Origin of the sequence: Chitinilyticum piscinae, from assembly GCF_015223195.1 — a bacterium.
GTDB classification, from domain to species: Bacteria; Pseudomonadota; Gammaproteobacteria; order Burkholderiales; family Chitinibacteraceae; genus Chitinilyticum; species Chitinilyticum piscinae.
Window position 1 is genome coordinate 97,705 of the sequence record NZ_JADFUA010000003.1, and the last position, 23,203, is coordinate 120,907.

Sequence of the window (23,203 nt, forward strand, 5' to 3'; positions counted from 1 at the left end):
CCTAGCCAAACCAGTTGGCCATGCGCTGCCACCAGGGGTTCTCGATTGAAAAATCGCGTTTCACGCGGGTCAGCAAAACCGAAATATTATCGCGTCCACCCATGACATTGGCCTGATCAATGAGGTTTCTTGCAGCCAGATCAAGATCGACGCCCAGCATCCCCAGCAAACGCCCAATACTGTCATCGTCGAGCATGTCGGTCAGGCCATCGGAACAGGCCAGATACAGGTCATCGGGCAGCACATCGAATTCCTGCACCTCGACGTCCACGTACGGTGCGATACCAACCGCGCGGGTCAGCAGGTTTTTGTGGGGGGCAGTGCGTGCCTCGGCAGCAGTAAGCAGACCAGCGTCGATCCGCTCCTGCAGGAAAGAATGATCCCGGGTCAGCTGGGTCAGCACGCCATCGCGATAGCGATACAAGCGCGAATCACCGACATGGGCCACCGTGACATGGTTGTCGTAGAAAATCGCCGCCAGCAGGGTCGTTCCCATACCCGCACATTGCGGGTGCGCCAGCGCGGTCTGGTAAATCATGGTATTGGCCCGGTCCACCGCCAGCGCCAGCATTTCGTGCGCGACTGGCCAGCGGCTGCCCGAGGCGTGCACGTGTGGCGGGGTTGCCGCGATCTGCGCGCGCATCATCTCGCCGAGCACCTGGATGGCGATCAGGCTGGCAACCTCCCCCGCGTTGTAGCCGCCCATGCCATCCGCCAGCAGCATCAGCCCGCCATCGGCATCGAAGTCGATCGCGTCCTCGTTATGCTCGCGCACCTGACCGGTATCGGTCAGGCCGGTCATATCAAGCACCTGGGCGAGACTGGACATTGGCTTTCCCTTTGAGCTGAGCTTCCAGCCTGGCCAGCGCCAGTGCGAACTGGGCACCGGACTGGAAGCGCTGGGCCGGATCTTTTTGCAAAGCCCTCATGATAATGGCGACCAGCAGGTTCGGCAGCTCCGGGCGATAGTGACGTGGGTCTGTTGGCAACAGATTCGCAATCGCGTACATCAACTCGGCCAGTGAACCACCATTGAACGGCAGATAGCCGCTCACCAGCTGATACAGCAGCACGCCCAGCGAATAGAGATCAGAGCGGCCGTCCACGCGCTGGCCGGCCAGCTGCTCCGGCGACATGAATGACGGTGTCCCCAGCACCACGCCGGTCTTGGTGCGGCTGGAGTCTGTCAGTCGGGCGATACCGAAATCGGTCACCTTCACTTTGCGGCTAGCCGGGTCATACATCACATTGGCCGGCTTGATGTCACGGTGCACCACCTGTTGCTTGTGCGCGTATTCCAGCGCCAGCGCTACCTGGCGCACAATCTGCAGCGTCTCCTCCAACGGCAGCAGCCGGTCCGGGCCGGCATGGTCATCCAGCGTCGCCCCTGCCAGCAACTCCATGGCGATATAGGCGAGTCCGTCCGTTTCGCCCACGTCGAACACCGTCACGATATTCGGGTGCGTCAGCCGCCCGGCGGTTTCCGCCTCTCGGAAAAAGCGCTCCCGGGCTTCGGCAAGCTGATCGTCATCGAACTCCTCGGCCAGCGCCATCGTCTTGATCGCCACGGGCCGGCCTATCGCCTGATCCAGCCCGCGATACACCAGCCCCATGGCACCCTTGCCCAGCTCACCTTCCAGCCGGTAGCGCCCAAGCTGGCGGGGTTCATCTGCCCCCCCCCCTCGCACGGAGCCCGGAGCGGGGGCCGGCGACGCCAAGGGTTTCGCGACGACACCTGTCTTGCGCCGCCCAAGTTGCTGATACACCTGCTCGGCCTTGTCCCGTTCACCGCGGCTTTCATAGCCCTTGGCCAGCAAGAGCAATTCTGCCACCACCCCGGGCTCGGGCGACAGGCCGGCCAGCAGGACGCGCGCTTCATCATAGCGCCCCTGCTCGCGCAAGCTTGTCGCATCCTGCAGCGGATCAGCCGTCAACGCAGTCACCTGTGCGGCGACGGCTTCATAGGAGCGCTGCAACAGAATCCCGCCCAGCAACAGGGCCAGCGCAGGCCACGGCAACCAGAACTGGCCCAGAAAGGCACTCAGCCCCCCCGCAAGCAGCATCAGCAGCAGCGCACTCACCCGCAGCAGCGCCAGTACGCCCCGCCCGAACAAGGGGGCCAGCAACTGCAGCAGCAAAACCAGTACGAACGCGGCGAGCCCGGCATACAGCCCCCAGTCGGGCTGCGGCATGCTCAGCCCTCCCCAGACCAGCAGCAGCAGGCCGGCCAGCGCCACTTTGCTGCCGCGTTCGGTCAAGCGGCCACTCACCATGACAGTTCCATCCCTGTTCGCATCCTGTTGCACCCGGCGAGCCGGCTCCATTGCTGACTGCTCATCCTAGCAGTTTCACCACCTCGCGGCATGACTCACGGAATGTCTGCGTAAGGCATTCGCCGCTGGATAATTGCTGCCTTGCGCAGCAATTTGCGATCGTTGCGGTTTTTGTCGAAATAGCGCGGGTTGGGCACCATCGCCGCCAGTCTGGCTGACTGACTGACACCCAGGCCGGACGCGCCGGTCTTGTAGTAGTGGCGTGCAGCGGCCTCAACCCCGAAAACCCCGTTTCCCCATTCGATCACATTCAGATAGATCTCGAAAATGCGCTGTTTGTCGAGCAGCGCCTCCAGCATCACCGTGATCACGGCCTCCTCGGCCTTGCGCAATGGCGAGCGCTTGCTGGACAGAAAGAGGTTCTTGGCCAGTTGCTGGCTGATCGTCGAGCCCCCGGCGACAATTCGCCCCTGCTTGCGGTTCTTTTCCCAGGCCAGCTGGATTGCCTCCCAGTCAAAGCCGTCATGATCAAGGAATTTGGCGTCCTCACTGGCGATCAGCGCCCGCTTGATATTGGGGGAAATCCGGTCATATTCCACCCACTGATGGCGCAGTTCGGCGTCCGGATTCTGATCCTGCAAGCGCTCCAGCTGCTCTTCCATAAATGCCGTTTCGGCAGGGTTGATCCAGCGCCAGGCCAGTACATGCCCGAAAATCCACAGCAGCCAGCACAGCACAAGCAGGTTAAGCGCCAGCAGCGCCCTGCGCAGGAACCAGCCCGCGCTACGCCGCGCCGTGACCGGAGCACTCATGCGCACACCTCGATACACCGCAACCTATACAACTCAAAAGCAGCAGAGAAAAGACCCACGACCACATACCCTTCTAGAGCGAAGCACGCAACTGTGCCAGAACTGGTGCAACATCCGGGTGATGGCCTGTCCACAGTGCAAACGCCTCCGCAGCCTGTCCGACCAGCATACCCAGCCCGTCGACCCGCTGCGTCACGCCGGCAGCGGCGGCCTGCCGCAGGAACGGCGTCTCATCCTTGCCATACATCATGTCGTAGGCCAGCGCTCCGGCGGCAAAAACACTCGGTCCTATTGGCAATCCCTCACCCGCCAGGCTTGCCGAGGTCGCATTGATCACCAGATCGAATTCCCCCTGAATAGAATCAAAGCCATAATGACCAACGGTAAAGCTGCGGGAATCACCGGATTCACATTTAACCGCCTGAACAATTCGGCTGAGTTCCTCTGCTTTTGCCTGCGTCCTGTTAGCAATAACAATTTGAGCAGGATGCTGCCGCTTTAGTGGCTCCAAGACCCCTCTTGCGGCCCCACCAGCCCCCAGCAGCAACACCCGCCGCCCATTTATCCTTGTGTGTCGGAGGATATCTGCCACCAAGCCGGCGCCATCAGTGTTGTCACCCAGAATCTGCCCGTCATCCAAACACTTGAGGGTGTTGACCGCTTGTGCGACCCGGGCTCGATCGGACAGCTTATGAGCCAGCCGGAAAGCCTCTTCCTTGAAGGGAACGGTGACATTGGCGCCACCACCTCCCGCGGCAAAGAACTCACGCACGCAGCCAGCAAACCCATCCAGCGGCGCCAGCAGCTTTTCGTAGCTGAAGTCAGCCAGCCCGAACTGCGCGGCAAAAGCCTGATGGATCTGCGGGGATTTGGAATGGGCAATCGGGTTGCCAAACACGGCATAGCGCATGGGGCGGCTCCGCTGGATGCGAAAAGGGGCGATTTTACACCGCCCCCTCACATCCCACACGCATGGCTCACTACACGGCAATACTCAGCCCTGCTGCCACGGCAAGCCGGCAGCCTGCCAGCCATTCAGTGCCCCGCGATGCTGAGCGCCATCCTTGTCACCCTCGAAGCCTTCGAGAATGTTGTAGGCCTCGCTATAACCATGCTGCGCCGCCAGCGCCGCAGCATCATGGCTGCGCGCACCGGAGCGACACAGAAACAGCACCACGTTTTCGCGATCAACCCGCGTCTGCAGCTGCTGCAGGAAATGCGGATTGGGCTGCATGCCGTGCAGCGGATCCCATTCGCGCCAGGCCACCAGCTCGGCCCCCGGAACCACGCCAACCCACTGCCACTCAGCGCTGCTGCGGACATCGACAATGCGCACATTCGGCAAGCCCTGCAGGAGCGCGAAAGCCTCTGCCGGCGTAACCGCTCCGGAATACGGCAAACCCGCCTCGCCCGCCCGGGCTTGTGCACGCTGGAAAATCTGGTTGAGCTCGCTCATGGGCTTCTCTCCGGAAGGTGGGTGGAATCGATGGACGGCTACCCCTTATTCAAGGACCGCGTGCATTCAATTGTAGCCGCGGTCCGACGCACAAGACAAAGCGCACCACATTGGTGCGCAAAATAACCGCGCCGCACCAAAAATACTCAGACAAACGCACTACAGGAAACCGGCAATGTTGTGGCACAATGCCCCTACCCCAATTCTAGGGGCTGGCACGCTTCCTGCTTACTACTTGCCCCGTATCGGGCTGCCTAAGCAGACCTGCCAGTTTCCACCCTTTATTTCCCCACCGGAGAGATCAACATGGCCGTAGCCGACGTTCTCAAGCTGATTCAGGAAAACGACATCAAGTTTGTTGACCTGCGTTTCACCGACACCATGGGCAAGGAACAGCACGTCACCGTGCCGTCCCACGTGGTTGACGAAGAGTGGTTCGCCCACGGCCACGCTTTCGATGGCTCCTCCATCGCTGGCTGGAAGGGTATCCAGGCTTCCGACATGCTGCTGATGCCGGATGCTGACACTGCCAACATCGACCCGTTCTTCGACGAGCCGACCGTCATCATCACGTGTGACGTGATCGAGCCGGATACCGGCAAGGGCTATGACCGCGATCCGCGTTCCATCGCCAAGCGCGCTGAAGCCTATCTGAAGGCCTCCGGTATTGGTGACACCGCTTACTTCGGTCCGGAACCCGAATTCTTCATCTTCGACAACGTTCGCTGGGGCGTTGACATGTCCGGCTGCTTCCTGAAGATCGGTTCGGAAGAAGGCGCTTGGGCGACCTCCGAAGAATTCGAAGGCGGCAACCTCGGCCACCGTCCGCGCGTCAAGGGCGGCTACTTCCCGGTTCCGCCGGTTGACAGCCACCAAGACATCCGCGCCACCATGGTGCTGATCCTGGAAGAACTGGGCGTTCCGGTTGAAGTGTTCCACCACGAAGTAGCCAATGCCGGCCAGAACGAAATCGGTACCAAGTTCAGCACCCTGACCAAGCGCGCTGACTGGACCCAGATCCTGAAGTACGTGGTTCACAACGTGGCCAACCAGTACGGCAAGACTGCCACCTTCATGCCGAAGCCGATCGTTGGCGACAACGGTTCGGGCATGCACGTTCACCAGTCCATCTGGAAGGACGGCAAGAACCTGTTCGCGGGCAACGGTTACGCCGGCCTGTCCGAAATGGCACTGTACTACATCGGCGGTATCATCAAGCACGCCAAGGCACTGAACGCCATTACCAACCCGGGCACCAACTCCTACAAGCGTCTGGTTCCGCACTACGAAGCTCCGGTCAAGCTGGCCTACTCCGCCCGCAACCGCTCGGCCTCGATCCGCATCCCGCACGTGGCCTCCGACAAGGCTCGCCGTATCGAAACCCGCTTCCCGGATCCGCTGTCCAATCCGTACCTGTGTTTCGCTGCCCTGCTGATGGCCGGTCTGGATGGCATCCAGAACAAGATCCACCCGGGCGATCCGGCCGACAAGAACCTGTACGATCTGCCGCCGGAAGAAGATGCCAAGATCCCGGCAGTCTGCGCGTCGCTGGATGAAGCCCTGGCCGCTCTGGATGCAGACCGCGAGTTCCTGACTCGTGGCGGCGTGTTCAGCAACGAATGGATCGACGCCTACATCGACCTGAAGATGCAGGAAGTGAACCGCGTTCGCATGACCACTCACCCGGTCGAATTCGACATGTACTACTCCCTGTAATCACAGGCGTAGCATGCGAATGGAAAACCCCGCTCCGGCGGGGTTTTTTTCACTCTGCTCAACGGGCCGTTGAAACAGCCTGCGACCCAATTCTGAAGAGGCCGGTTTGCGCCACGCTGCACCTGCCGCTCGAAAACACTGGGGATGCCTGACTGTTTCAAGCCCCGCTTAGGTAGAATTGCCGCTCTTGCAACCTGGAGCCCCTGTCATGCCCATCCGTGCCGTGGTGTTCGACTTCGGTGGAGTCCTGTTCGACTGGAATCCGGACTACCTGTACCGCGACCTCATTCCCGACGCCGAGGAACGCGCATGGTTTTTGCGCGAGGTATGCAATCCAGCATGGAATATCCAGCAGGATGCAGGACGTTCACTCGCCGCAGCCACCGCCAGCAAGATCGCCGAATTTCCCGAGTACACCAGGCTGATTGAGGCCTTCTACGGCCAATGGCCGAAAACCCTGCGCGGCACGCTCCCCGAAGGGATGGCGCTACTGGACGAACTGGGGGCACTGGGTACGCCACTTTATGGCCTGACCAACTGGTCAGCCGAAACCTACCCCTACGCCGAAGCACATTACCCCCTGCTACAGCGCTTCCGGCACATCGTGGTATCCGGCCGGGAAGGAATCATCAAACCGGACCCAGCGATATACCAGCTCATGTATCAGCATATTTCCAGCGACCTGCCGGATATCCACCCCGGCGAGATCGCGTTCATCGATGATTCAGCGATCAACGCGCATGCTGCCAGCAAACTGGGCTGGGTTGGCATCCACCATCACAGCATCCACCACACCCGCCGCGACCTGCTGGCCGGCGGGATTGCCTTGCAGCAGGAGCCGCAGCATGAGTGACACCCGCCAGCCCCGCATCACCATCCACTACTGCACCCGCTGCAACTGGCTGCTGCGCGCCGCCTGGCTGGCGCAGGAAGTGCTCACCACCTTTGCCGACGACGTGGGCGAAGTGGCACTGCAACCGGGAACCGGTGGCATTTTCCAGATCCATTGCGACGGCACCCTGATCTGGGACCGGAAAATCGAAGCAGGCTTTCCCGAGGCCAAGGAACTCAAGCAGCGCATCCGCGATCTGATTGCTCCGGAGCGCACACTCGGCCACAGTGATCGCGCAAGTAGCTGAACGTATGCCCGCCTTGTGTTAAGTTAACGCCACCATGCCGAACTATCGCCTCTTACTGCCCGCAGCCACCTTTATGCTCTGCACACCTGCACTGGCCGACCTGTACAAGTGCGAAGGCGCCAATGGTGAAACACTGATTACCAGCAGCCGCAGCGACTGCCCCAACCCGAAAACCGCGCAGGTTTACCGGATTCAGGAGCCCAATGTGATCGGCACAGGCGGGGGCAGCAGCAAACGCAGCAGCCCTTCACCACGCAGTGAGAGCAGCGGGAGCAGTGGCACCAAGGTCTCGCCACCGAGCCCGGCCAATTTCCCCAAGGTAGATTCGGAAACCCAGCGCAGCCGCGACTCCAATCGCAAACGCATTCTGCAGGACGAGCTGGCGAACGAGCAGAATCTGCTCAACAACAGTAAAAAAGCGCTCAGCGAAGCCGAGACAACCAAGAGCGCAGAAGAGAAAGCCAACCCGAGCAAATACCTCGAACGGATCGGCCGCCTGCGCGAAAACATCGTGATGCACGAAAAAAACATCGCCGCGCTGCAGAAAGAGCTGGCTCGCGTTCCTTGATCGCCCAATTGCACTACAATGGTGCACGAGCTGTTCCTGTGCCAGCCCCAGGCACCAGTATCGCGCCGCAACACCATCAAATCAGCCTGCTGGCACTGGCACGCCTTTTGCCTACCTGACTAAGCTCCTGCACTAGCCGGAGTCAGTTCAGCCTTGTCGTTGTTACGACAAGCATCAGGAGTCCTGCCATGCATCACCCAGCCTTCGCCGGACTGGAGTTTCTCGATACCGCCATCCTCGCGCTTGATCCGCATGCACGCATTGTGTATCACAATCCGTCAGCCGAAAGCCTGTTCGCCCTGCGGGAGCCGCTAGAACTTCCCGTCGAGGCTTGCTTTGGACCGGCCAGCGCCATCGTGCAGGCCGTACGCGCTGCGCAGGCAGGACACATGTCGATCACCGAGCACGAGCTGCTGGTACCCAGTGCCCATGGTGATATGTACATCTCGCTGGATGTGCTGCCCATCGAATCGCCGGCAGCCGGCTGGCTGCTGGAAATCCGGCGCATCGACCAGCAACGCCGCATCGTCAATGAAGAGCGCGTGCAGGCCCAGCAACAGGCCAACCGCGAACTGATCCGCAATCTGGCACACGAAATCAAGAACCCGCTCGGCGGCATCCGCGGTGCGGCACAACTGCTGGCGCACGAATTGCCCGACCCGCAGCTCAAGGAATACACGCAAGTAATCGTCGAGGAAGTGCAGCGCCTGCAGGGCCTGCTGGACCGGCTGCTCACCCCGCACCGTCTACCGCAGCTCAAGGAGCTGAACATCCACGAGGTGCTCGAGCGCGTGCGCAGCCTGGTGCTGGCGGAGACCCCGAACGGTCTGGCGGTTCGCCGCGATTACGACACCAGCCTGCCAACCCTGATCGCCGACCGCGAGCAACTGATCCAGTCGGTGCTCAATATTGTGCGCAATGCCATCCAGGCCATGAGCGGCATCGGCGAAGTCGTGCTGCGCACCCGCATCGCCCGCCAGGTCACGCTGAATCGCCAGCGTTTTCCGCTGGCGCTCAAGGTGGAAATCATCGACAACGGCCCCGGCATTCCGGAAGCGCTGCGGGACACGCTGTTCTACCCGCTGGTGTCCGGCCGCCCCGGCGGCACTGGCATCGGCCTACACCTGGCACACACCTTTGTCGTGCAACACCACGGCACCATCGAATTCGACAGCCGGCCGGGTTACACCTGCTTCACCATCCTGCTGCCGCTGAACGCCTGGCGCAACGAGGCAAACAACTAAGAAGGTATAGCTCAGCAAACCTTATAAATAAAAGCAGCTAGCTATATACCCCCGATAACTACGCTACACCAAGAAGATCTCATACCATGGCAACAGTCTGGATCATTGACGACGATCGCTCCATCCGCTGGGTGTTCGAAAAAGCCTTGGCACGCGAACACATCGCCCACGCCACCTTTCCCTCGGCCACTGAGGCACTGGCCAGGCTGGAGCACGATCACCCGCAGGCCGTGGTGTGCGACATCCGCATGCCGGGCGAATCAGGACTGAGCGTCCTGGAAAAGCTCAAGCGTGACTGGCCGCAGATTCCGGTCATCATCATGACCGCGCATTCGGATCTCGACAGCGCGGTGGCCGCATTTCAGGGGGGCGCCTTCGAGTACCTGCCCAAACCTTTTGACGTCGATGCGGCGATCGCATTGATTCGTCGCGCGCTGGCGGAGGGAGAGCGTCAGGAAAGCGTTGAGGAAGCGCCGCTGCAGACCCCTGAAATGCTTGGCCAGGCACCAGCAATGCAGGACGTATTCCGCGCCATCGGCCGGCTGTCCCAGTCGGCTGCCACCGTACTGATCACCGGCGAATCCGGCGCAGGCAAGGAGCTGGTGGCCCGCGCGCTCCACCGCCACAGCCCGCGCTCGGGCAAACCCTTTATCGCGCTGAACACCGCAGCCATTCCAAAGGATCTGCTCGAGTCCGAACTGTTCGGGCATGAACGCGGTGCTTTTACCGGCGCCGATGCGCGCCGCACCGGTCGCTTCGAACAGGCCGAGGGCGGCACGCTGTTTCTCGATGAAATCGGTGACATGCCCTTCGATCTGCAGACACGCCTGCTGCGCGTGCTGTCGGATGGCTATTTTTACCGGGTGGGCGGACACCAGCCGATCAAGGCCAATGTACGCGTCATCGCCGCCACGCACCAGAATCTGGAAGGCCGGGTGAAAGATGGCCAGTTTCGCGAGGATCTGTTTCACCGCCTGAATGTGATCCGCCTGCGCCTGCCCAGCCTGCGCGAGCGGCGCGAGGATATCCCGCTGCTGGCTCGACATTTTCTGGCCAAGTCCGCCACGGAACTGGGCGTCGAAGCGAAACGCCTCACCGAAGCGGCGATGAGCCGCTTGAGCGAGTTCGGCTTTCCCGGCAATGTGCGGCAACTGGAAAACATCTGCCACTGGATTTCGGTTATGGCGCCGGGTCAGATCGTCGACAGTCCCGATCTCCCTCCGGAACTGCTCGACAGCCATGGCGACCACGGTAGCGTTCAGGGTGGTGCGAGCGGCAACTGGCGGCAGAATCTGGCCAATGAGCTGCAAAGCCGGCTACAAAAGGGTGAACAGCGCGTGCTGGACGTGCTTACGCCGGATTTCGAGCGTGTCGCCATCGAAGTGGCACTGGCGCACACGGGGGGCAAGCGGATCGAAGCGGCCGAATTGCTGGGCTGGGGGCGCAACACGCTGACCCGCAAGATCCAGGAGCTGGGCATGGAGCACGCAGAATAAAAAAGGAGGGGCGTCCCCTCCTTTTTTAATTACTGCCCGGACCGCAGCTCAGTGGATTTCGAAAATCTTGCTGAAGTTTGCGATATCGAGCACGGAGCGCACAGTGCCCTTGCAGTTCACCAGCGAAATCTTGCGCCCGGCGCTGCGCTCGTTAAGCAGTAACAGCATCCCCAGCGCTGCGGAATCCATGTAATCCACGTCGCCCAGATCGATCTCCAGCGCAGTGATGTCATTGCGCTCCAGTGCACTATTGGTGACCTGCTTGAATTCGCGGTGAACCTCGAACGTAAAACTGCCGCTGAGCTTGATGATGGCCTTGCTGCCATCTTGCTGCATTGTTGCCTGCATGCGCTTTCCTCCCTGCTTCAATGGTGCCGTGGTGACGGCTCGAACCGGTTTCAAGCATAGCAGCAAAGACCCCGATTGCTAGTCGGCAACCTCGACCCGACCTCGGCCACTGTGCTTGGCGCGATACAGTGCCTCATCGGCGCGCAGCACCAGAGCACGGCCGTTCTCATCCCCGCGCAGACTGGCAATGCCGGCTGAAAAATGGATCTCGATACGCTGCGAACCATGATGGTAGGGCGTTCGTGCCGCAACGATACGCAGGCGGTCGATCACATACTGGGCTCCCTTCACGTCCGTATCGACCAGTACGATGAGGAATTCCTCGCCACCGTAGCGGATCAGCGAATCGGTCTCGCGCAGCACGGCCTTGGCGAGGCTGGTGACATGCACCAAAACCTGATCGCCCACCGCATGACCGAAGCGATCATTGATCTGCTTGAATTCGTCGAGATCGAACATCGCCACGGCCAGCCGGCCACCCAGCCGCTGTGCACGCTTCACTTCGCGTGACAGCAGGTGATCCATGCCCTGACGATTCAATGCGCCGGTCAGCGCATCCTGCTCCAGGGCCTTGCGGTTAAAGGCAAGGTCTTCCTCGATATGGCGCAAACTGTCACGGATGGTTTGCAGGTCGGAATGCGAGCTTTTCACCGTGCCGTGCATGCTGCGGGTGGTCGCGATCACTTCATCGAGCAGGCCTTCCAGCGTCGTATGACTTTCCTCGATGGTGGCACGCTGCTCGGCATGGGCGCGCTTCGCGTTCTGCAGCGAGCCAAGGCTCAGGAGCATGCTGTCACTGCCCTGATGCAGCGCGTTGAGCAAGCCACCGGTACTGTTGCCCGCCCCTTCCAGCACTTCATCGAGCTGGTAGATCACCTGCCAGGCCAGCTGCAACTCATCGTTGCTCTTGTCCTGCGGCGCCTTGATTGTCAGCACGGCGTTATAGAACTGCGCGTAGTTTTCCGGCGTCGGCGGCAGGCCGCGCTCGGTCAAACGCTTCAGCGCAATTCGGGCAATTTCAACCGGATTGACCGGTGCGGTACTACTCATGACTAAGGCTGGCCTGCGAAGGGAAGGAATCGTCGTTTCACACGGAAGCCGGTAATATAACGCATACGGCGTAAGGATTGGCGACCGCACGGCACATCGCCGCATGCGAGCAGCATACGCCGCTGAATTTTCAGGACTTTGCGGAACAACAAGGCAATGCACATTCACATTCTCGGCATCTGCGGCACCTTCATGGGCGGCATTGCCGCGCTGGCGCGCGCCGCCGGCCATTCTGTTACCGGCTGCGATGCCGGCGTCTACCCGCCAATGTCCACCCAGCTGGAAGCGCTGGGCATCGAACTGATCGAAGGCTGGGATGCCAGCCAGCTGGAGCTCGGCGCCGATCTCTATGTGATCGGCAACGTCATCACCCGCGGCAACCCGCTGATGGAGGCCATTCTCGAGCGCGGCCTGCCTTATATTTCCGGCCCGCAATGGCTGGGCGAAAATCTGCTGCGCGACAAATGGGTGCTGGCCGTGGCCGGTACGCATGGCAAGACCACTACCTCGTCGATGCTGGCGTGGATACTGGACTACGCCGGGCTCGCTCCCGGTTTTCTGGTCGGCGGGATTCCCGAGAACTTCGGCATTTCCGCGCGACTGCCCGGCTCGCCTGCGCAGGATGCGGCGAGCACCTCGCCGTTCTTCGTGATTGAAGCCGACGAATACGACACGGCGTTTTTCGACAAGCGCAGCAAGTTCGTCCACTACCGGCCGCGTACCGCCATTCTGAACAACCTCGAATTCGATCACGCCGACATCTTTGCCGACCTGCCGGCGATCGAAACGCAGTTCCACCATCTGGTACGCACCATTCCCGCATCCGGCCGTGTGATCGTCAACGGTCGCGAGGAGAGCCTCAAGCGCGTCCTGGCACGCGGCTGCTGGAGCGAGGTCGAGCACTTTGGCGTGCCAGATGGCTGGAGCATCGGCGAGCGCTTCGACGACGGCTTCGAGGTATTGCTCGCCGGCCAGCTGCAAGGGCGCCTCGTCTGGCCGCTCCTGGGCGAACACAATGCACTGAATGCCCTGGCGGCCATCGCCGCCGCACGCCACATCGGCGTGACGCCGGAGGTTGCGATCAGTGCGCTTGCGGAATTCCGCAACGTGAAGCGCCGCATGGAAATCAAGGGCACGGTCAATGGCGTGACGGTTTATGATGATTTCGCGCATCACCCGACCGCGATCGCCACCACCGTGGCCGGCTTGCGCGCCAAGGTCGGCTCGGCACGCATTCTGGCCGTGCTGGAGCCGCGCTCAAACACCATGAAGCTGGGCACAATGAAGGACGCGCTGCCGGGCAGCCTGCAGGACGCCGATCTGGTGTTCTGCTACGGCAAGAATCTGGGCTGGTCGCCGGCGGACGCCCTGTTGCCACTGGGTGAGACCGCGCAGAGCTTTGATGATCTGGAGCAACTGGTCACCGCCGTGAGTGCGGCGGCCCGCCCCGGCGATCAGGTGCTGGTGATGAGCAATGGCGGTTTCGGCGGCGTACACCAGAAACTGTTGGCTGCGCTCGAACCATAAAAACAAAGGGTATTGCCACACGATCAAACAAATAACAGGACTTCAGCGCAATACCCTTAATCAATCAGCTTGCTGCACCTGATTGCGCCCGGCATTTTTGGCGCGATACAACGCCTGATCCGCCCTTGCCAGCAGCTCGGCCGCGCGCTCGCCTGACCGCCACAGCGCCACGCCGACACTGATGGTCACGCCGCGATCGGCAAGCAGTGTCTGCCAGGGATGCTGCTCGACCAGCCGGCGCAAGCGCTCGGCGATGGCGAGCACCAGCTGCGCATTGCTCTGGCGCAGCAGCAGGACAAATTCCTCACCGCCATAGCGGGCCGCCTGATCGTCGTTGCGCGAAAAACGGCGCAGCAGCTCGCCCATGGCCCGCAGCACCTGATCACCGCAGAGGTGCGAATAGCGGTCGTTGATATCCTTGAAATGATCGATATCGATCAGCAGCAGCGCAAAGGGCTGGGTGTTGCGCAGCGCCGTACGCCGCTCCAGCTCGGCATCCAGCCAGCGGCGATTGAAGGTGCCGGTGAGTGCGTCAGTGTGAATCTCGTACTGCAGGCGAGCCAGCGTGTCGTGCTGGGCCGCTTGAGCCTGGCGCAGTGCCTGGTTTTCCTGCCGCGAGCGGTTGAAGCGCATCAGCTGCTCCAGCCGCTTGAGCTGCCGCAGGCTCTGGCTGCGCAATTCGCTCATCGGTGCCTGCCGTACCAGCTGCTGCGCGATGCGGTGCGCCCGCTGTTCGCTGGCCAGCGCAGCGGCGTAATCGCCCAGTTGTTCGCAGGCAAGGCTCAGCGCTTCCTCGTAGTGCTGTTCCAGCAGAACCATCCCATGCAACTGGCTCAGCGCGATGCCATCCCTCAGAATGTCCCGCGCGGCAAGTACCTCGCCCAGCGCCAGCCGGCTCTGCCCTTCATGCAGCAGCGTCTTCACCCGCACCCAGTGCTGCGGCGCGATATCCAGCAGGCTGTGGGCCTCGGCAAAGGCATGCAGCGCGGCAGGGTGTTCCTTCTGCATCTGCAGGGCAATCCCGCGATACATTTCCAGCTCCGCTCGCAGCGCCTGATCCGGCAGGGCGGCCACCAGTTCGAAACACTCATCCAGCAGCAGCAGCACCCGCCTGGCCTTGCCCAGTACCAGCAGGCCTCCAATCATGTGCAGGCGGATATTGATGCGCAGTTTCACATCATCCAGCTCGCCATCCCACTCCAGCGAACGCTCGTGGTAGCGCAAGGCGCGGCGCCAGTCGGAATAAGCCGCGTACAGATTACCGATACCGGTCTGCCCCAGCAGGAAGGCATGAACATCACCGGCATCGGCCGCACAGCTGCACAGGCGCAGCAAGGTCGCCAGCGCCTGACGGTACAAGCCCTGATCGAACTGCCGATGACTCAAGGCCAGCATCAGACTGGTGTACTGGGAATAATCCTCGGGCAGCGCCAGCAGCGCCTGCGCTTCTTCCAGCAACTGGATGCTCTGCAAGCCACGGCCACTGACTGCGAGCACTTCGGAGAGCACCAGCAAGCCGGCAATGCGCGCTTTGGGTGCCGGGCCGCATTCAGCCAGATACTCGGCAAGCACCGCCTCGGCGTCGGCCAGCCGGTTATCCTGCAATGCCCGGGTTGCCGACAGCAGCTTGTCCTTGCTCTCACTCATCCGCGACCTCCACTGCATTGCGCCGGCAGGCCGCCAGAATGTCACTGGCACTCATGCCTGGCTCGATCGCGGTCACACCGCAGCGCAGGGGCGATAAAGCGATGCCACTGCGCCACCAGGGATAGGCTCGCAGCTGGACCTGCACCGACTGCTGCATGCGCGCGGCATCAACCGGACATACATCGCGCAGCAGCAGTACGGCCTCGCCACTGGCAAGCTCGCTCTGGATATCCTGGGCGCCGGCACAGGCAGCCAGCACCCGGTTGACTCCGGGCAGGCACTCCGGGCTGCCGGACACCAGCACGACCGCAGCCTGCGGACTGGCCAGTCGGGCGGCCCGCTGCAGCGCGCGCAGCCAGTGCCCGGGCTGGCACTGCCCACCTTGCTGAGCGGAGAGAACCGGAGTCGCCGTTTCCTCAAGTCTGTCAATCACCCGGGAAGCCCGGCGGCGCAACTGGTCATGCTGCTGGGCGCCATTCAGCGGGCGTTTCTCGGCATAGCTTTGCCGCAGCTGGTGCAGATCATGCCGGCGATGCTGGCGGTAAAAGCGCAAGGCCGCCTGCCCGTCGCCGGCTTGCTGCTCCAGCTCGCTGCGCACCAGCGCAATCCGTGCCAGCAATTCGCCCTGATCGAAATGCGCGGCTTCCGCTTCGGCCCGGGTCAGTAGCGTGCGGGCGGTGGCCATTTCACCGGTCTGCAGCGCGATACTGGCCAGTGAAATGGCCGAGTGCGCCAGCATCCAGGTCAGCCCGTGCTGCACGGCCAATGCATGGGCTGCCGCTACCTCCTCGCGGGCCAGCAGCAACTCGCCGCGATCCAGATAGACCAGCCCGCGGAAATCATGGATTTCAGCCTGCCAGGTATAGTTGGGGCAGTCAGCCAGCAAGCCGGCAGCCAGATCCAGCGCATCGAGCGCCTCGTCGTGCCGCCTGAGCAGATAGGCATCCCAGCCCTGCAGAATTGCCGCCTTGCCGGCCAGCCATTGCAGCCCCTGCTCGCGCGCCAGCCTGCAGGCCAGCCGGTGAACCCGTGCGGCCTGCCCGAGCTCCTGACTGGTGCGCCAGATATTGCCGATACCGACCAGTGCCTCGACCGCAATTTCGTGATTGCGCTCCAGCTCCGCAATTTCGAGTGCATTGAGCCAGCTTTGCAAGGCTGATGTATAACGTGCCAGCCCCCAGCAATTGAGCGCATGCGCATGCCAGGCCTCGGCCAGATGGTCTGCCACCTCTTCGTCACGGGCCAGATGCAGTGCCGTTTGCGCCTCACGCAGCCCATCGCGGTACTGCATCAGCTCCCAGCGCAACAGCGCCAAAGTCAGATGGGCATGCACCTGCCCGGCCACATAGGCCGCCGAACGGGCAGCCTGCAGGGCTTCCTGAACTCGCAAGCAGCCCCGCTCCAGCCCCTGGGGGATGGATTCACGGACTTCCTGCAGGCAGAGGTCGATTTCGACGGGAGTCATCGGGATGTCTGGCGATGGGTACACAGCAGTCTAGCAGTGCATCTCGCCACTGCCCAGTGCTGACAACTGATGCAAGGCAAAGATTGCCACGGGCTCGGCAGGTCAAATCAATAGTAATTTTTAACCATAAAAATAGAAATTATAAACTTTTGCTATTGCAACGCCGGGGCTAAGATGGCTTCACCCAATCGATGACCCGCAACAAGGAGCACACCATGTCCCTGATCAACACCACCATCAAGCCGTTCAAAGCCACCGCCTACCACAATGGCAACTTCATTCCGGTGTCCGACGCCGACTTCCACGGCAAGTGGTCGATCGTGTTCTTCTACCCGGCCGACTTCACTTTCGTCTGCCCGACCGAGCTGGGCGACCTGGCTGATCACTACGCCGAATTCGAAAAGCTGGGCGTGCAGATTTACGGCGTGTCGACCGACACCCATTTCACCCACAAGGCCTGGCATGACACATCCGACACGATCCGCAAGGTGCAATACCCGCTGGTGGGCGACCCGACCGGCACGCTGGCCCGCAATTTCGAAGTGATGATCGAGGAAGAAGGTCTGGCGCTGCGCGGCACCTTCGTGATCAACCCGGAAGGGCAAATCAAGATCATCGAAGTACACGACAACGGCATCGGCCGTGACGCCAAAGAGCTGCTGCGCAAGGTACAGGCTGCACAATACGTCGCCAGCCACCCGGGTGAAGTCTGCCCGGCCAAGTGGACTCCGGGCGAAGCCACCCTCGCTCCATCGCTCGACCTGATCGGCAAGATCTAAGCGGCAACACTCCGCCGCACCACAACCCGGGCCTACCCGGCCCGGGTTTGTTTTGACCTCTCTACCCCACCGAGGAGCCCCACCATGCTGGACACCACTATCAAAACCCAGTTGCAGACCTATCTGACCCGCGCCACCCGCCCGATCGCAATTACCGCGTTCGTCGACGACAGTGAGCAATCGCGCGAGCTGCAGGCGCTCTTGGCCGATATTGCCAGCGTGTCCGGTCTCGTCAGCGTCGAGGTACGCCGCGATGCGGGTGAACGTACGCCTTCGTTCGCGCTGAACTCGCCGGGCGAGCAGATCGGCGTGCGTTTTGCCGGCCTGCCGATGGGACATGAATTCACTTCGCTGGTGCTGGCCCTGCTGCAGGTCGGCGGCGTAGCCCCCAAGATCAGCGAGGAAACCGCCGCACAAATCCGCGCACTGCAGGGCAACTTCGATTTCGTCACCTACATTTCGCTGTCGTGTCAGAACTGCCCGGACGTGGTGCAGGCGCTGAACGCCATGGCCGTGCTCAACCCCACTATCCGCCACACCATGGTCGACGGTGCGCTGTTCCAGGATGAAGTGAACGAACGCAAGATCATGGCCGTGCCGACGGTGCTCTTGAATGGCGCAGTGTTTGGCCAGGGCCGCATGGGCGTCGAGGAAATCGTCGCCAAACTCGACAGCGGCGCGGCTGACCGCGCTGCTGAAAAAATGAACGCCGCCGCACCGTTTGACGTGCTGGTGGTTGGTGGCGGTCCGGCGGGTGCGGCGGCGGCCGTCTATGCCGCGCGCAAGGGCATCCGCACCGGCGTCGCATCCGAGCGCTTCGGCGGCCAGGTGCTCGACACCATGGCCATTGAGAACTTCATTTCGGTGAAGGAAACCGAAGGCCCGAAAATGGCGATGGCGCTGGAAGAACACGTCAAAAGCTACGACGTCGACATCCTGAACCTGCAGCGCGCCAGCAAGCTGGTTCCGGCGGGCGCCGATGGCCTGACGACGGTCCAATTTGCCAACGGCGGGCAACTGAAAGCGAAAAGCGTCATCATCGCCACCGGCGCGCGCTGGCGCGAAATGAATGTACCGGGCGAAACCGAATACCGCGGTCGTGGCGTCGCCTACTGCCCGCACTGCGACGGTCCGCTGTTCAAGGGCAAGAAAGTGGCGGTGATCGGCGGCGGCAACTCCGGCGTCGAAGCCGCAATCGATCTGGCCGGCATCGTCGCGCATGTCACCCTGCTGGAGTTTGGTGAGAGCATGCGCGCCGATGCGGTGCTGCAGAACAAACTGCGCAGCCTGCCCAACGTCACCATCATTATGCAGGCGCAGACCACCGAAGTGCTTGGCAACGGCGAAAAAGTCACTGGCCTGGTGTACACCGACCGCGCCAGCGGCCAGTCGCACGAGCTGCAACTGGACGGCATTTTCGTGCAGATCGGACTGGTGCCGAATACTGACTGGCTGAAAGACAGCGGCGTGAATTTGAGCCGCTTCGGCGAGATTGAAATCAACGCACGCGGCGAAACCTCGCTGCCCGGCGTGTTCGCCGCCGGTGATGCCACGACAGTGCCCTACAAGCAGATCATCATCGCGATGGGCGCCGGCGCCACAGCAGCACTGTCAGCTTTCGATCGCCTGATTCGCAATTAGGGTATATAACCAGAAGCAATTAAATAAAATGCATGCAGCCATATACTACAAACAGTATACACAACCCCTGCCAGCATTGATTACCTCAAGCCGCGAGCATGCGGTAAATAGACACGCTGGTGTGCGGGTGCAAAGCGCCCGCACGCCTCGCCGTGCCTTTCAGCCCCTGATCGGCATCCAGATGCTGCAGCAGCACCGACCATCCCCATCCTCTTCATAGCGCTCGAAATCACCGGAACCGCTTACCTCCAGCTCCGAATGGTCAAAAAACTGCCAGAGCTCCTTCCAGGTGTCATGAATTGTCTGGGGCATTACACCTTCGGGCACGTCAAAAACTGCATAGCGGGAAGCCTGAATATCGACCTTCGCCATGGAACGAGGAATCGGCGTATCGGCTGCAACCTGAAATCCGATGGTATACAAAAACTGCGGCCCATTTTTCGTGGCCGTGCAGACACCAAAGGAGACCATCCGATCAGCTACGCCGGGAATTGCCTGCATCAGCTGACTGTCGTTGGCCATAACTCGCTCCCAGAGCTGAGGGATTTCGATAAAGTTTGCCCCTTCTTCGTGCGTTGTCTCGATTTGGTAACCAAGAATTGAAAATGCGGGGAGTTCTACAAGCTTCGGCGTCATAAAGTGTTCCTCTGCAACAGGTTGTCGATAGGGAAGAAAACACGGAAGCGGAGTAAGCGTACGCCGTGCTTGTCTGGGAGAAAGACCAAACTCGCTGCGGAATGCTTTGGAGAAGGATTCGACACTCTCATACTGAAAGTCGAAGGCTATCCTAGTAATACTCAAGCGACTGCGACATAGAAGACGCGCGGCCTCGGTCAGGCGACGCCGGCGCAGATATTCCCCCGGCGAAACCCCTGTGCGGGCGGCAAAGAGGCGATGAAAATGATAGTAGGAGTAGCAGGCCGCTCGTGCCGCATCAACAGCGGTAAACGGTGCGGTAAGATTCTCCTCCATGGCGCGGGTGGCCCGTTCAATTCGGCTCAGGTGTTGCATGGCAGCTCGCTTCCAGTAACAGTTGGTTCACTTCCTGTCTGCTGAATACGCAGCAGACAGGAGTAAAGATATGGAATCGGAACGCAGAAAACCGGTCATTACCTGCGAATCGGTTCGCAGCCGCCGAGGCAGGCACAATAGATGCACAAGCTACTGAATGACGAATAATCAAATGAAACCAGGTATCTGGCTATCAGCCCTGTCCTTAAACATTCTGCTTGTCTGGCCTGCAATGGGTAACACTCAGGATGAGGATACAGACATTGTATATCCCGATGAAATCCGGGACTGCGAGCCATGCAAACGACTGTGGCACAGCAAACAGCAAGCACGAGCCAGCACACCTGCACAGAACCAAGCTGATCATGCCGAGCCACCCACTGCGGCAGACCGGAAATCTGCCGGGGTAATTGTGTATCCGAGGGAAATTGAAAACTGCGAACCGTGCAAGCAGCTATGGCTCAGGAAGCACCTCAAAGCGCAGCGTGCAGCGAGCCAGGCCAGCCCTGCTCGCTAAGCACCCGCCTGAAACGACAAACGGCCAGAAGCATCTGGCCGTTTGTTCTGCCTCACCCATTCAGCACGGACACTTGTTCACGTTACCCGCGCCGGGGAAACGCGCGTCCAGACAGTAGCGGTAAAACTCCTCGCGCGTGAACGGCGTGGCGCCGGGATGCTGGCTGCGCATGTGATCAACGTAATACTCGTAGTCGTGGATGCCCACCATCAGCCGGCAGGTCTGTACGACCTTTTTTGCCGTGTCCTTCAGATCGCTGAACCAGTCCGAGCCCAGACTGTAGCGCCGGAAGTCGTCTGGCGACATCAGTACACCGTAGGGGTTGCTAGACCGCTGTTCGGCCACGTAGCGGTCATACGCATCCTGCAGTGCCTCGTCGCTGGCCGGAGCCACCCGCGTGCTGCGGACGGACTCCGGGAGCAAAAAGCTCAGGTCAAGCACGGCCAGCCTCGATGGCCACATCGGCACCGATTTCGTTCACGGTCGGATGAGCGTGGGCCAGCGCCTTCCGGATGTGCACGATGGTGGCGATCAGCATGGTGACGGCCACCAGCATGAAGAAGCCGCACAGCACCGCGTTGATCTGGTTGTTGAACACGATGCGCTCCATGTCGGCGATGCTCTTGGCCGGCGCCAGCAGCGTGCCGTCAGTGATGGCGTTGCTGAAACGTTTGGCCTGTGCCAGAAAGCCGATCTTCGGATTGTCGTGGAAGATCTTCTGCCAGCCGGCCGTCATCGACGTGATGAACAGCCACGCGGTCGGCAGCAGCGTCACCCAGGCGTAGCGCTCTTTCTTCATCTTGAACAGCACCACGGTGCCCAAAAGCAGCGCCATCGCGGCGAGCATCTGGTTGCCAATGCCGAACAGCGGCCACAGTGTGTTGATGCCGCCCAGCGGATCCGTGACGCCCTGGTACACAAAGAAGCCCCAGCCGGAGACCGCCACAGCGGTGCCGATCAGGTTGCCGGTCCAGGAGTGGCTCTTGGCCACGCCCGGGATCACCACGCCAACGGTGTCCTGCACCATGAAGCGGCAGGCACGCGTGCCGGCATCGACCGCGGTGAGGATGAACAGTGCTTCGAACAGGATGGCGAAGTGATACCAGAAGCCCATCATGGCCTTGCTGTTGAAGATGTCGCTGATGATGTGCGACATACCCACCGCAAAGGTCGGTGCGCCACCGGCACGCGACAGGATGGAATGCTCGCCGACGTCCTTGGCCATCTGCGCGAGCATGTCCGGCGTCACCACAAAGCCCCAGCCGTTGATCACCTGCGAGGCGCTCTCGACGGTCTTGCCGATGACGGCGGCCGGCGAGTTCATCGCGAAGTACACACCCGGATCAAGCACCGATGCGCAGATCAGCGCCATGATGGCGACGAAGGATTCGCACAGCATCGAGCCGTAGCCGATCGCGCGCATGTGGCTTTCCTTCTCGACCAGCTTCGGCGTGGTACCGGACGACACCAGCGCGTGGAAGCCCGAAATCGCACCGCAGGCAATGGTGATGAACAGGAAGGGGAACAGCGAGCCCGAGAACACCGGGCCTGTGCCATCGATAAACTTGGTGATGGCCGGCATCTTCATTTCCGGCGCGGCAAACACGATACCGACGGCCAGGCCGGCAATCACGCCGATCTTCAGGAAGGTCGACAGATAGTCACGCGGCGCCAGCAGCAGCCACACCGGCAGCACGGACGCGATGAAACCGTAGATCACCAGCGCAATGGTCAGCTGCGGGCCGGTCATGGTGAAGAACGGCCCCCAGGTCGGGCTGGCGGCGATGTCTTCGCCGTAGACGATGGCGAGCATCATCAGCACGAAACCGATAATCGAAATTTCACCGATGCGGCCCGGGCGGATATAGCGCATGTAGATGCCCATGAACAGCGCGATCGGAATCGTCGCGGCAATCGAGAATACGCCCCACGGGCTTTCGGCCAGCGCCTTCACCACCACCAGTGCCAGTGCGGACAGGATGATCACCATCACGCCCAGTGCGCCCACCATCACGATCACGCCGGCAACCGGCCCGAGTTCCTGCTTGGCCATTTCCCCGAGCGAGCGGCCATCGCGGCGACTGGAGATGAACAGGATCAGGAAATCCTGCACGGCGCCGGCGAGCATCACACCGATCAGAATCCAGATCGTTCCCGGCAGGAAGCCCATCTGCGCGGCCAGAATCGGGCCGACCAAGGGGCCGGCACCGGCAATCGCGGCAAAGTGGTGACCGAACAGCACCCACTTGTTGGTCGGCACATAGTCCAGACCATCATTGCGGCGCACGGCCGGCGTGGCGCGGGTATCGTCGAGCTCGAACACCTTTTCGGCGATGAACTTGGAATAGAAGCGGTAGGCAATCGAATAGCAGCTCACCGCCGCCAGCACCAGCCACACCGCATTGACATGCTCGCCGCGCGACAGCGCCAGCATCGCAAAGGAGAACGCACCGACCAGCGCTACCGCCAGCCACACGCCCCATTGTTTTACCGGGTTCATGGCAAACCTCGTTA

At 61.2% G+C, this 23,203-nt stretch carries 21 protein-coding genes; 9 read left to right on the forward strand and 12 right to left on the reverse strand.

The genetic code is table 11. The features are described from left to right. Nucleotide 1 precedes the first annotated feature (1 nt). From INR99_RS06445 to INR99_RS06465, 5 genes are all read right to left on the reverse strand, one after another. The gene (locus INR99_RS06445; RefSeq protein WP_194115500.1) at nt 2–829 is read right to left on the reverse strand and encodes a Stp1/IreP family PP2C-type Ser/Thr phosphatase; all 828 of its coding nucleotides are present in this window, start codon (nt 827–829) and stop codon (nt 2–4) included. After that, nucleotides 804–2,273 (reverse strand): serine/threonine-protein kinase, encoded by a 1,470-nt coding sequence (locus tag INR99_RS06450; protein WP_194115501.1) that lies wholly within the window; start codon nt 2,271–2,273, stop codon nt 804–806. Before INR99_RS06450 ends, INR99_RS06445 begins: the two co-directional genes overlap by 26 nt. Before the next feature lie 95 nt (nt 2,274–2,368). Further along, nucleotides 2,369–3,085, reverse strand: coding sequence for a monofunctional biosynthetic peptidoglycan transglycosylase (mtgA, locus tag INR99_RS06455; protein ID WP_194115502.1), 717 nt, complete (start codon nt 3,083–3,085; stop codon nt 2,369–2,371). 73 nt (nt 3,086–3,158) lie between these two features. Next, complete coding sequence (gene aroE, locus INR99_RS06460; RefSeq protein ID WP_194115503.1) at nt 3,159–3,995, reverse strand: shikimate dehydrogenase; 837 nt, start codon at nt 3,993–3,995, stop codon at nt 3,159–3,161. An 84-nt stretch (nt 3,996–4,079) separates the two neighbouring features. Beyond that, on the reverse strand, nt 4,080–4,541 hold the full coding sequence (locus INR99_RS06465; protein ID WP_194115504.1) for a rhodanese-like domain-containing protein: 462 nt from the start codon (nt 4,539–4,541) through the stop codon (nt 4,080–4,082). A 306-nt stretch (nt 4,542–4,847) separates the two neighbouring features. On the opposite strand from INR99_RS06465, the gene glnA reads away from it, so the two are divergent. The 6 genes from glnA (at nt 4,848) to ntrC (ending at nt 10,704) form a co-directional block, all read left to right on the forward strand. After that, nucleotides 4,848–6,257, forward strand: coding sequence for a glutamate--ammonia ligase (gene glnA, locus INR99_RS06470; protein ID WP_228098125.1), 1,410 nt, complete (start codon nt 4,848–4,850; stop codon nt 6,255–6,257). A 208-nt stretch (nt 6,258–6,465) separates the two neighbouring features. After that, nucleotides 6,466–7,110, forward strand: a complete 645-nt coding sequence (locus INR99_RS06475) for an HAD family hydrolase (protein WP_194115505.1) — start codon at nt 6,466–6,468, stop codon at nt 7,108–7,110. After that, nucleotides 7,103–7,396, forward strand: coding sequence for an Rdx family protein (locus tag INR99_RS06480; protein ID WP_194115506.1), 294 nt, complete (start codon nt 7,103–7,105; stop codon nt 7,394–7,396). Before INR99_RS06475 ends, INR99_RS06480 begins: the two co-directional genes overlap by 8 nt. A 34-nt stretch (nt 7,397–7,430) precedes the next feature. Then, entirely contained in the window at nt 7,431–7,964 is a 534-nt protein-coding gene (locus INR99_RS06485) for a hypothetical protein (RefSeq protein ID WP_194115507.1), read from the forward strand. Nucleotides 7,965–8,152: 188 nt separating this feature from the next. Continuing rightward, on the forward strand, nt 8,153–9,208 hold the full coding sequence (glnL, locus tag INR99_RS06490) for a nitrogen regulation protein NR(II) (RefSeq protein ID WP_194115508.1): 1,056 nt from the start codon (nt 8,153–8,155) through the stop codon (nt 9,206–9,208). A gap of 86 nt (nt 9,209–9,294) precedes the next feature. Continuing rightward, a complete protein-coding gene (gene ntrC / locus INR99_RS06495) occupies nt 9,295–10,704 on the forward strand; it encodes a nitrogen regulation protein NR(I) (RefSeq protein WP_194115509.1) in 1,410 nt (469 codons plus the stop codon). Between the two features lie 48 nt (nt 10,705–10,752). On the opposite strand, the gene INR99_RS06500 is transcribed toward ntrC, so the two are convergent. Next, a complete protein-coding gene (locus tag INR99_RS06500; protein ID WP_194115510.1) occupies nt 10,753–11,052 on the reverse strand; it encodes an STAS domain-containing protein in 300 nt (99 codons plus the stop codon). Nucleotides 11,053–11,130: 78 nt separating this feature from the next. Next, nucleotides 11,131–12,102: a GGDEF domain-containing protein gene (locus INR99_RS06505; RefSeq protein WP_194115511.1), complete on the reverse strand. Its 972-nt coding sequence runs from the start codon at nt 12,100–12,102 to the stop codon at nt 11,131–11,133. A 156-nt stretch (nt 12,103–12,258) separates the two neighbouring features. Between INR99_RS06505 and mpl the strand changes: the two genes are divergently transcribed. After that, on the forward strand, nt 12,259–13,629 hold the full coding sequence (gene mpl, locus INR99_RS06510) for a UDP-N-acetylmuramate:L-alanyl-gamma-D-glutamyl-meso-diaminopimelate ligase (protein ID WP_194115512.1): 1,371 nt from the start codon (nt 12,259–12,261) through the stop codon (nt 13,627–13,629). A gap of 60 nt (nt 13,630–13,689) precedes the next feature. Here the strand turns inward: mpl and INR99_RS06515 are convergent, their stop codons facing one another. Next, the gene (locus tag INR99_RS06515; RefSeq protein WP_194115513.1) at nt 13,690–15,276 is read right to left on the reverse strand and encodes a GGDEF domain-containing protein; all 1,587 of its coding nucleotides are present in this window, start codon (nt 15,274–15,276) and stop codon (nt 13,690–13,692) included. Continuing rightward, nucleotides 15,269–16,741 (reverse strand): hypothetical protein, encoded by a 1,473-nt coding sequence (locus INR99_RS06520; protein ID WP_194115514.1) that lies wholly within the window; start codon nt 16,739–16,741, stop codon nt 15,269–15,271. Before INR99_RS06520 ends, INR99_RS06515 begins: the two co-directional genes overlap by 8 nt. Before the next feature lie 215 nt (nt 16,742–16,956). On the opposite strand from INR99_RS06520, the gene ahpC reads away from it, so the two are divergent. Further along, nucleotides 16,957–17,520, forward strand: a complete 564-nt coding sequence (gene ahpC, locus INR99_RS06525; RefSeq protein ID WP_194115515.1) for an alkyl hydroperoxide reductase subunit C — start codon at nt 16,957–16,959, stop codon at nt 17,518–17,520. An 84-nt stretch (nt 17,521–17,604) separates the two neighbouring features. Continuing rightward, nucleotides 17,605–19,161 carry an alkyl hydroperoxide reductase subunit F gene (gene ahpF, locus INR99_RS06530; protein WP_194115516.1) on the forward strand — a complete coding sequence of 519 codons (1,557 nt, stop codon included), beginning with the start codon at nt 17,605–17,607 and terminating at the stop codon, nt 19,159–19,161. A 159-nt stretch (nt 19,162–19,320) separates the two neighbouring features. On the opposite strand, the gene INR99_RS06535 is transcribed toward ahpF, so the two are convergent. The 3 genes from INR99_RS06535 to INR99_RS06545 form a co-directional block, all read right to left on the reverse strand. After that, on the reverse strand, nt 19,321–20,172 hold the full coding sequence (locus INR99_RS06535) for an AraC family transcriptional regulator (RefSeq protein ID WP_194115517.1): 852 nt from the start codon (nt 20,170–20,172) through the stop codon (nt 19,321–19,323). Nucleotides 20,173–20,749: 577 nt separating this feature from the next. Then, nucleotides 20,750–21,130 carry a YbdD/YjiX family protein gene (locus INR99_RS17780; protein WP_373308277.1) on the reverse strand — a complete coding sequence of 127 codons (381 nt, stop codon included), beginning with the start codon at nt 21,128–21,130 and terminating at the stop codon, nt 20,750–20,752. Continuing rightward, nucleotides 21,123–23,189, reverse strand: coding sequence for a carbon starvation CstA family protein (locus INR99_RS06545; RefSeq protein ID WP_194115520.1), 2,067 nt, complete (start codon nt 23,187–23,189; stop codon nt 21,123–21,125). The genes INR99_RS17780 and INR99_RS06545 overlap by 8 nt, the downstream gene beginning before the upstream one ends. Between the last annotated feature and the right edge of the window lie 14 nt (nt 23,190–23,203).

Bases quoted from the DNA above. Each gene is read 5' to 3' on its own strand.
- INR99_RS06445 (WP_194115500.1), bottom strand. From the start codon at position 829: ATGTCCAGTCTCGCCCAGGTGCTTGATATGACCGGCCTGACCGATACC.
- INR99_RS06450 (WP_194115501.1), bottom strand. From the start codon at position 2,273: ATGGTGAGTGGCCGCTTGACCGAACGCGGCAGCAAAGTGGCGCTGGCC.
- mtgA (WP_194115502.1), bottom strand. From the start codon at position 3,085: ATGAGTGCTCCGGTCACGGCGCGGCGTAGCGCGGGCTGGTTCCTGCGC.
- aroE (WP_194115503.1), bottom strand. From the start codon at position 3,995: ATGCGCTATGCCGTGTTTGGCAACCCGATTGCCCATTCCAAATCCCCG.
- INR99_RS06465 (WP_194115504.1), bottom strand. From the start codon at position 4,541: ATGAGCGAGCTCAACCAGATTTTCCAGCGTGCACAAGCCCGGGCGGGC.
- glnA (WP_228098125.1), top strand. From the start codon at position 4,848: ATGGCCGTAGCCGACGTTCTCAAGCTGATTCAGGAAAACGACATCAAG.
- INR99_RS06475 (WP_194115505.1), top strand. From the start codon at position 6,466: ATGCCCATCCGTGCCGTGGTGTTCGACTTCGGTGGAGTCCTGTTCGAC.
- INR99_RS06480 (WP_194115506.1), top strand. From the start codon at position 7,103: ATGAGTGACACCCGCCAGCCCCGCATCACCATCCACTACTGCACCCGC.
- INR99_RS06485 (WP_194115507.1), top strand. From the start codon at position 7,431: ATGCCGAACTATCGCCTCTTACTGCCCGCAGCCACCTTTATGCTCTGC.
- glnL (WP_194115508.1), top strand. From the start codon at position 8,153: ATGCATCACCCAGCCTTCGCCGGACTGGAGTTTCTCGATACCGCCATC.
- ntrC (WP_194115509.1), top strand. From the start codon at position 9,295: ATGGCAACAGTCTGGATCATTGACGACGATCGCTCCATCCGCTGGGTG.
- INR99_RS06500 (WP_194115510.1), bottom strand. From the start codon at position 11,052: ATGCAGGCAACAATGCAGCAAGATGGCAGCAAGGCCATCATCAAGCTC.
- INR99_RS06505 (WP_194115511.1), bottom strand. From the start codon at position 12,102: ATGAGTAGTACCGCACCGGTCAATCCGGTTGAAATTGCCCGAATTGCG.
- mpl (WP_194115512.1), top strand. From the start codon at position 12,259: ATGCACATTCACATTCTCGGCATCTGCGGCACCTTCATGGGCGGCATT.
- INR99_RS06515 (WP_194115513.1), bottom strand. From the start codon at position 15,276: ATGAGTGAGAGCAAGGACAAGCTGCTGTCGGCAACCCGGGCATTGCAG.
- INR99_RS06520 (WP_194115514.1), bottom strand. From the start codon at position 16,741: ATGACTCCCGTCGAAATCGACCTCTGCCTGCAGGAAGTCCGTGAATCC.
- ahpC (WP_194115515.1), top strand. From the start codon at position 16,957: ATGTCCCTGATCAACACCACCATCAAGCCGTTCAAAGCCACCGCCTAC.
- ahpF (WP_194115516.1), top strand. From the start codon at position 17,605: ATGCTGGACACCACTATCAAAACCCAGTTGCAGACCTATCTGACCCGC.
- INR99_RS06535 (WP_194115517.1), bottom strand. From the start codon at position 20,172: ATGCAACACCTGAGCCGAATTGAACGGGCCACCCGCGCCATGGAGGAG.
- INR99_RS06545 (WP_194115520.1), bottom strand. From the start codon at position 23,189: ATGAACCCGGTAAAACAATGGGGCGTGTGGCTGGCGGTAGCGCTGGTC.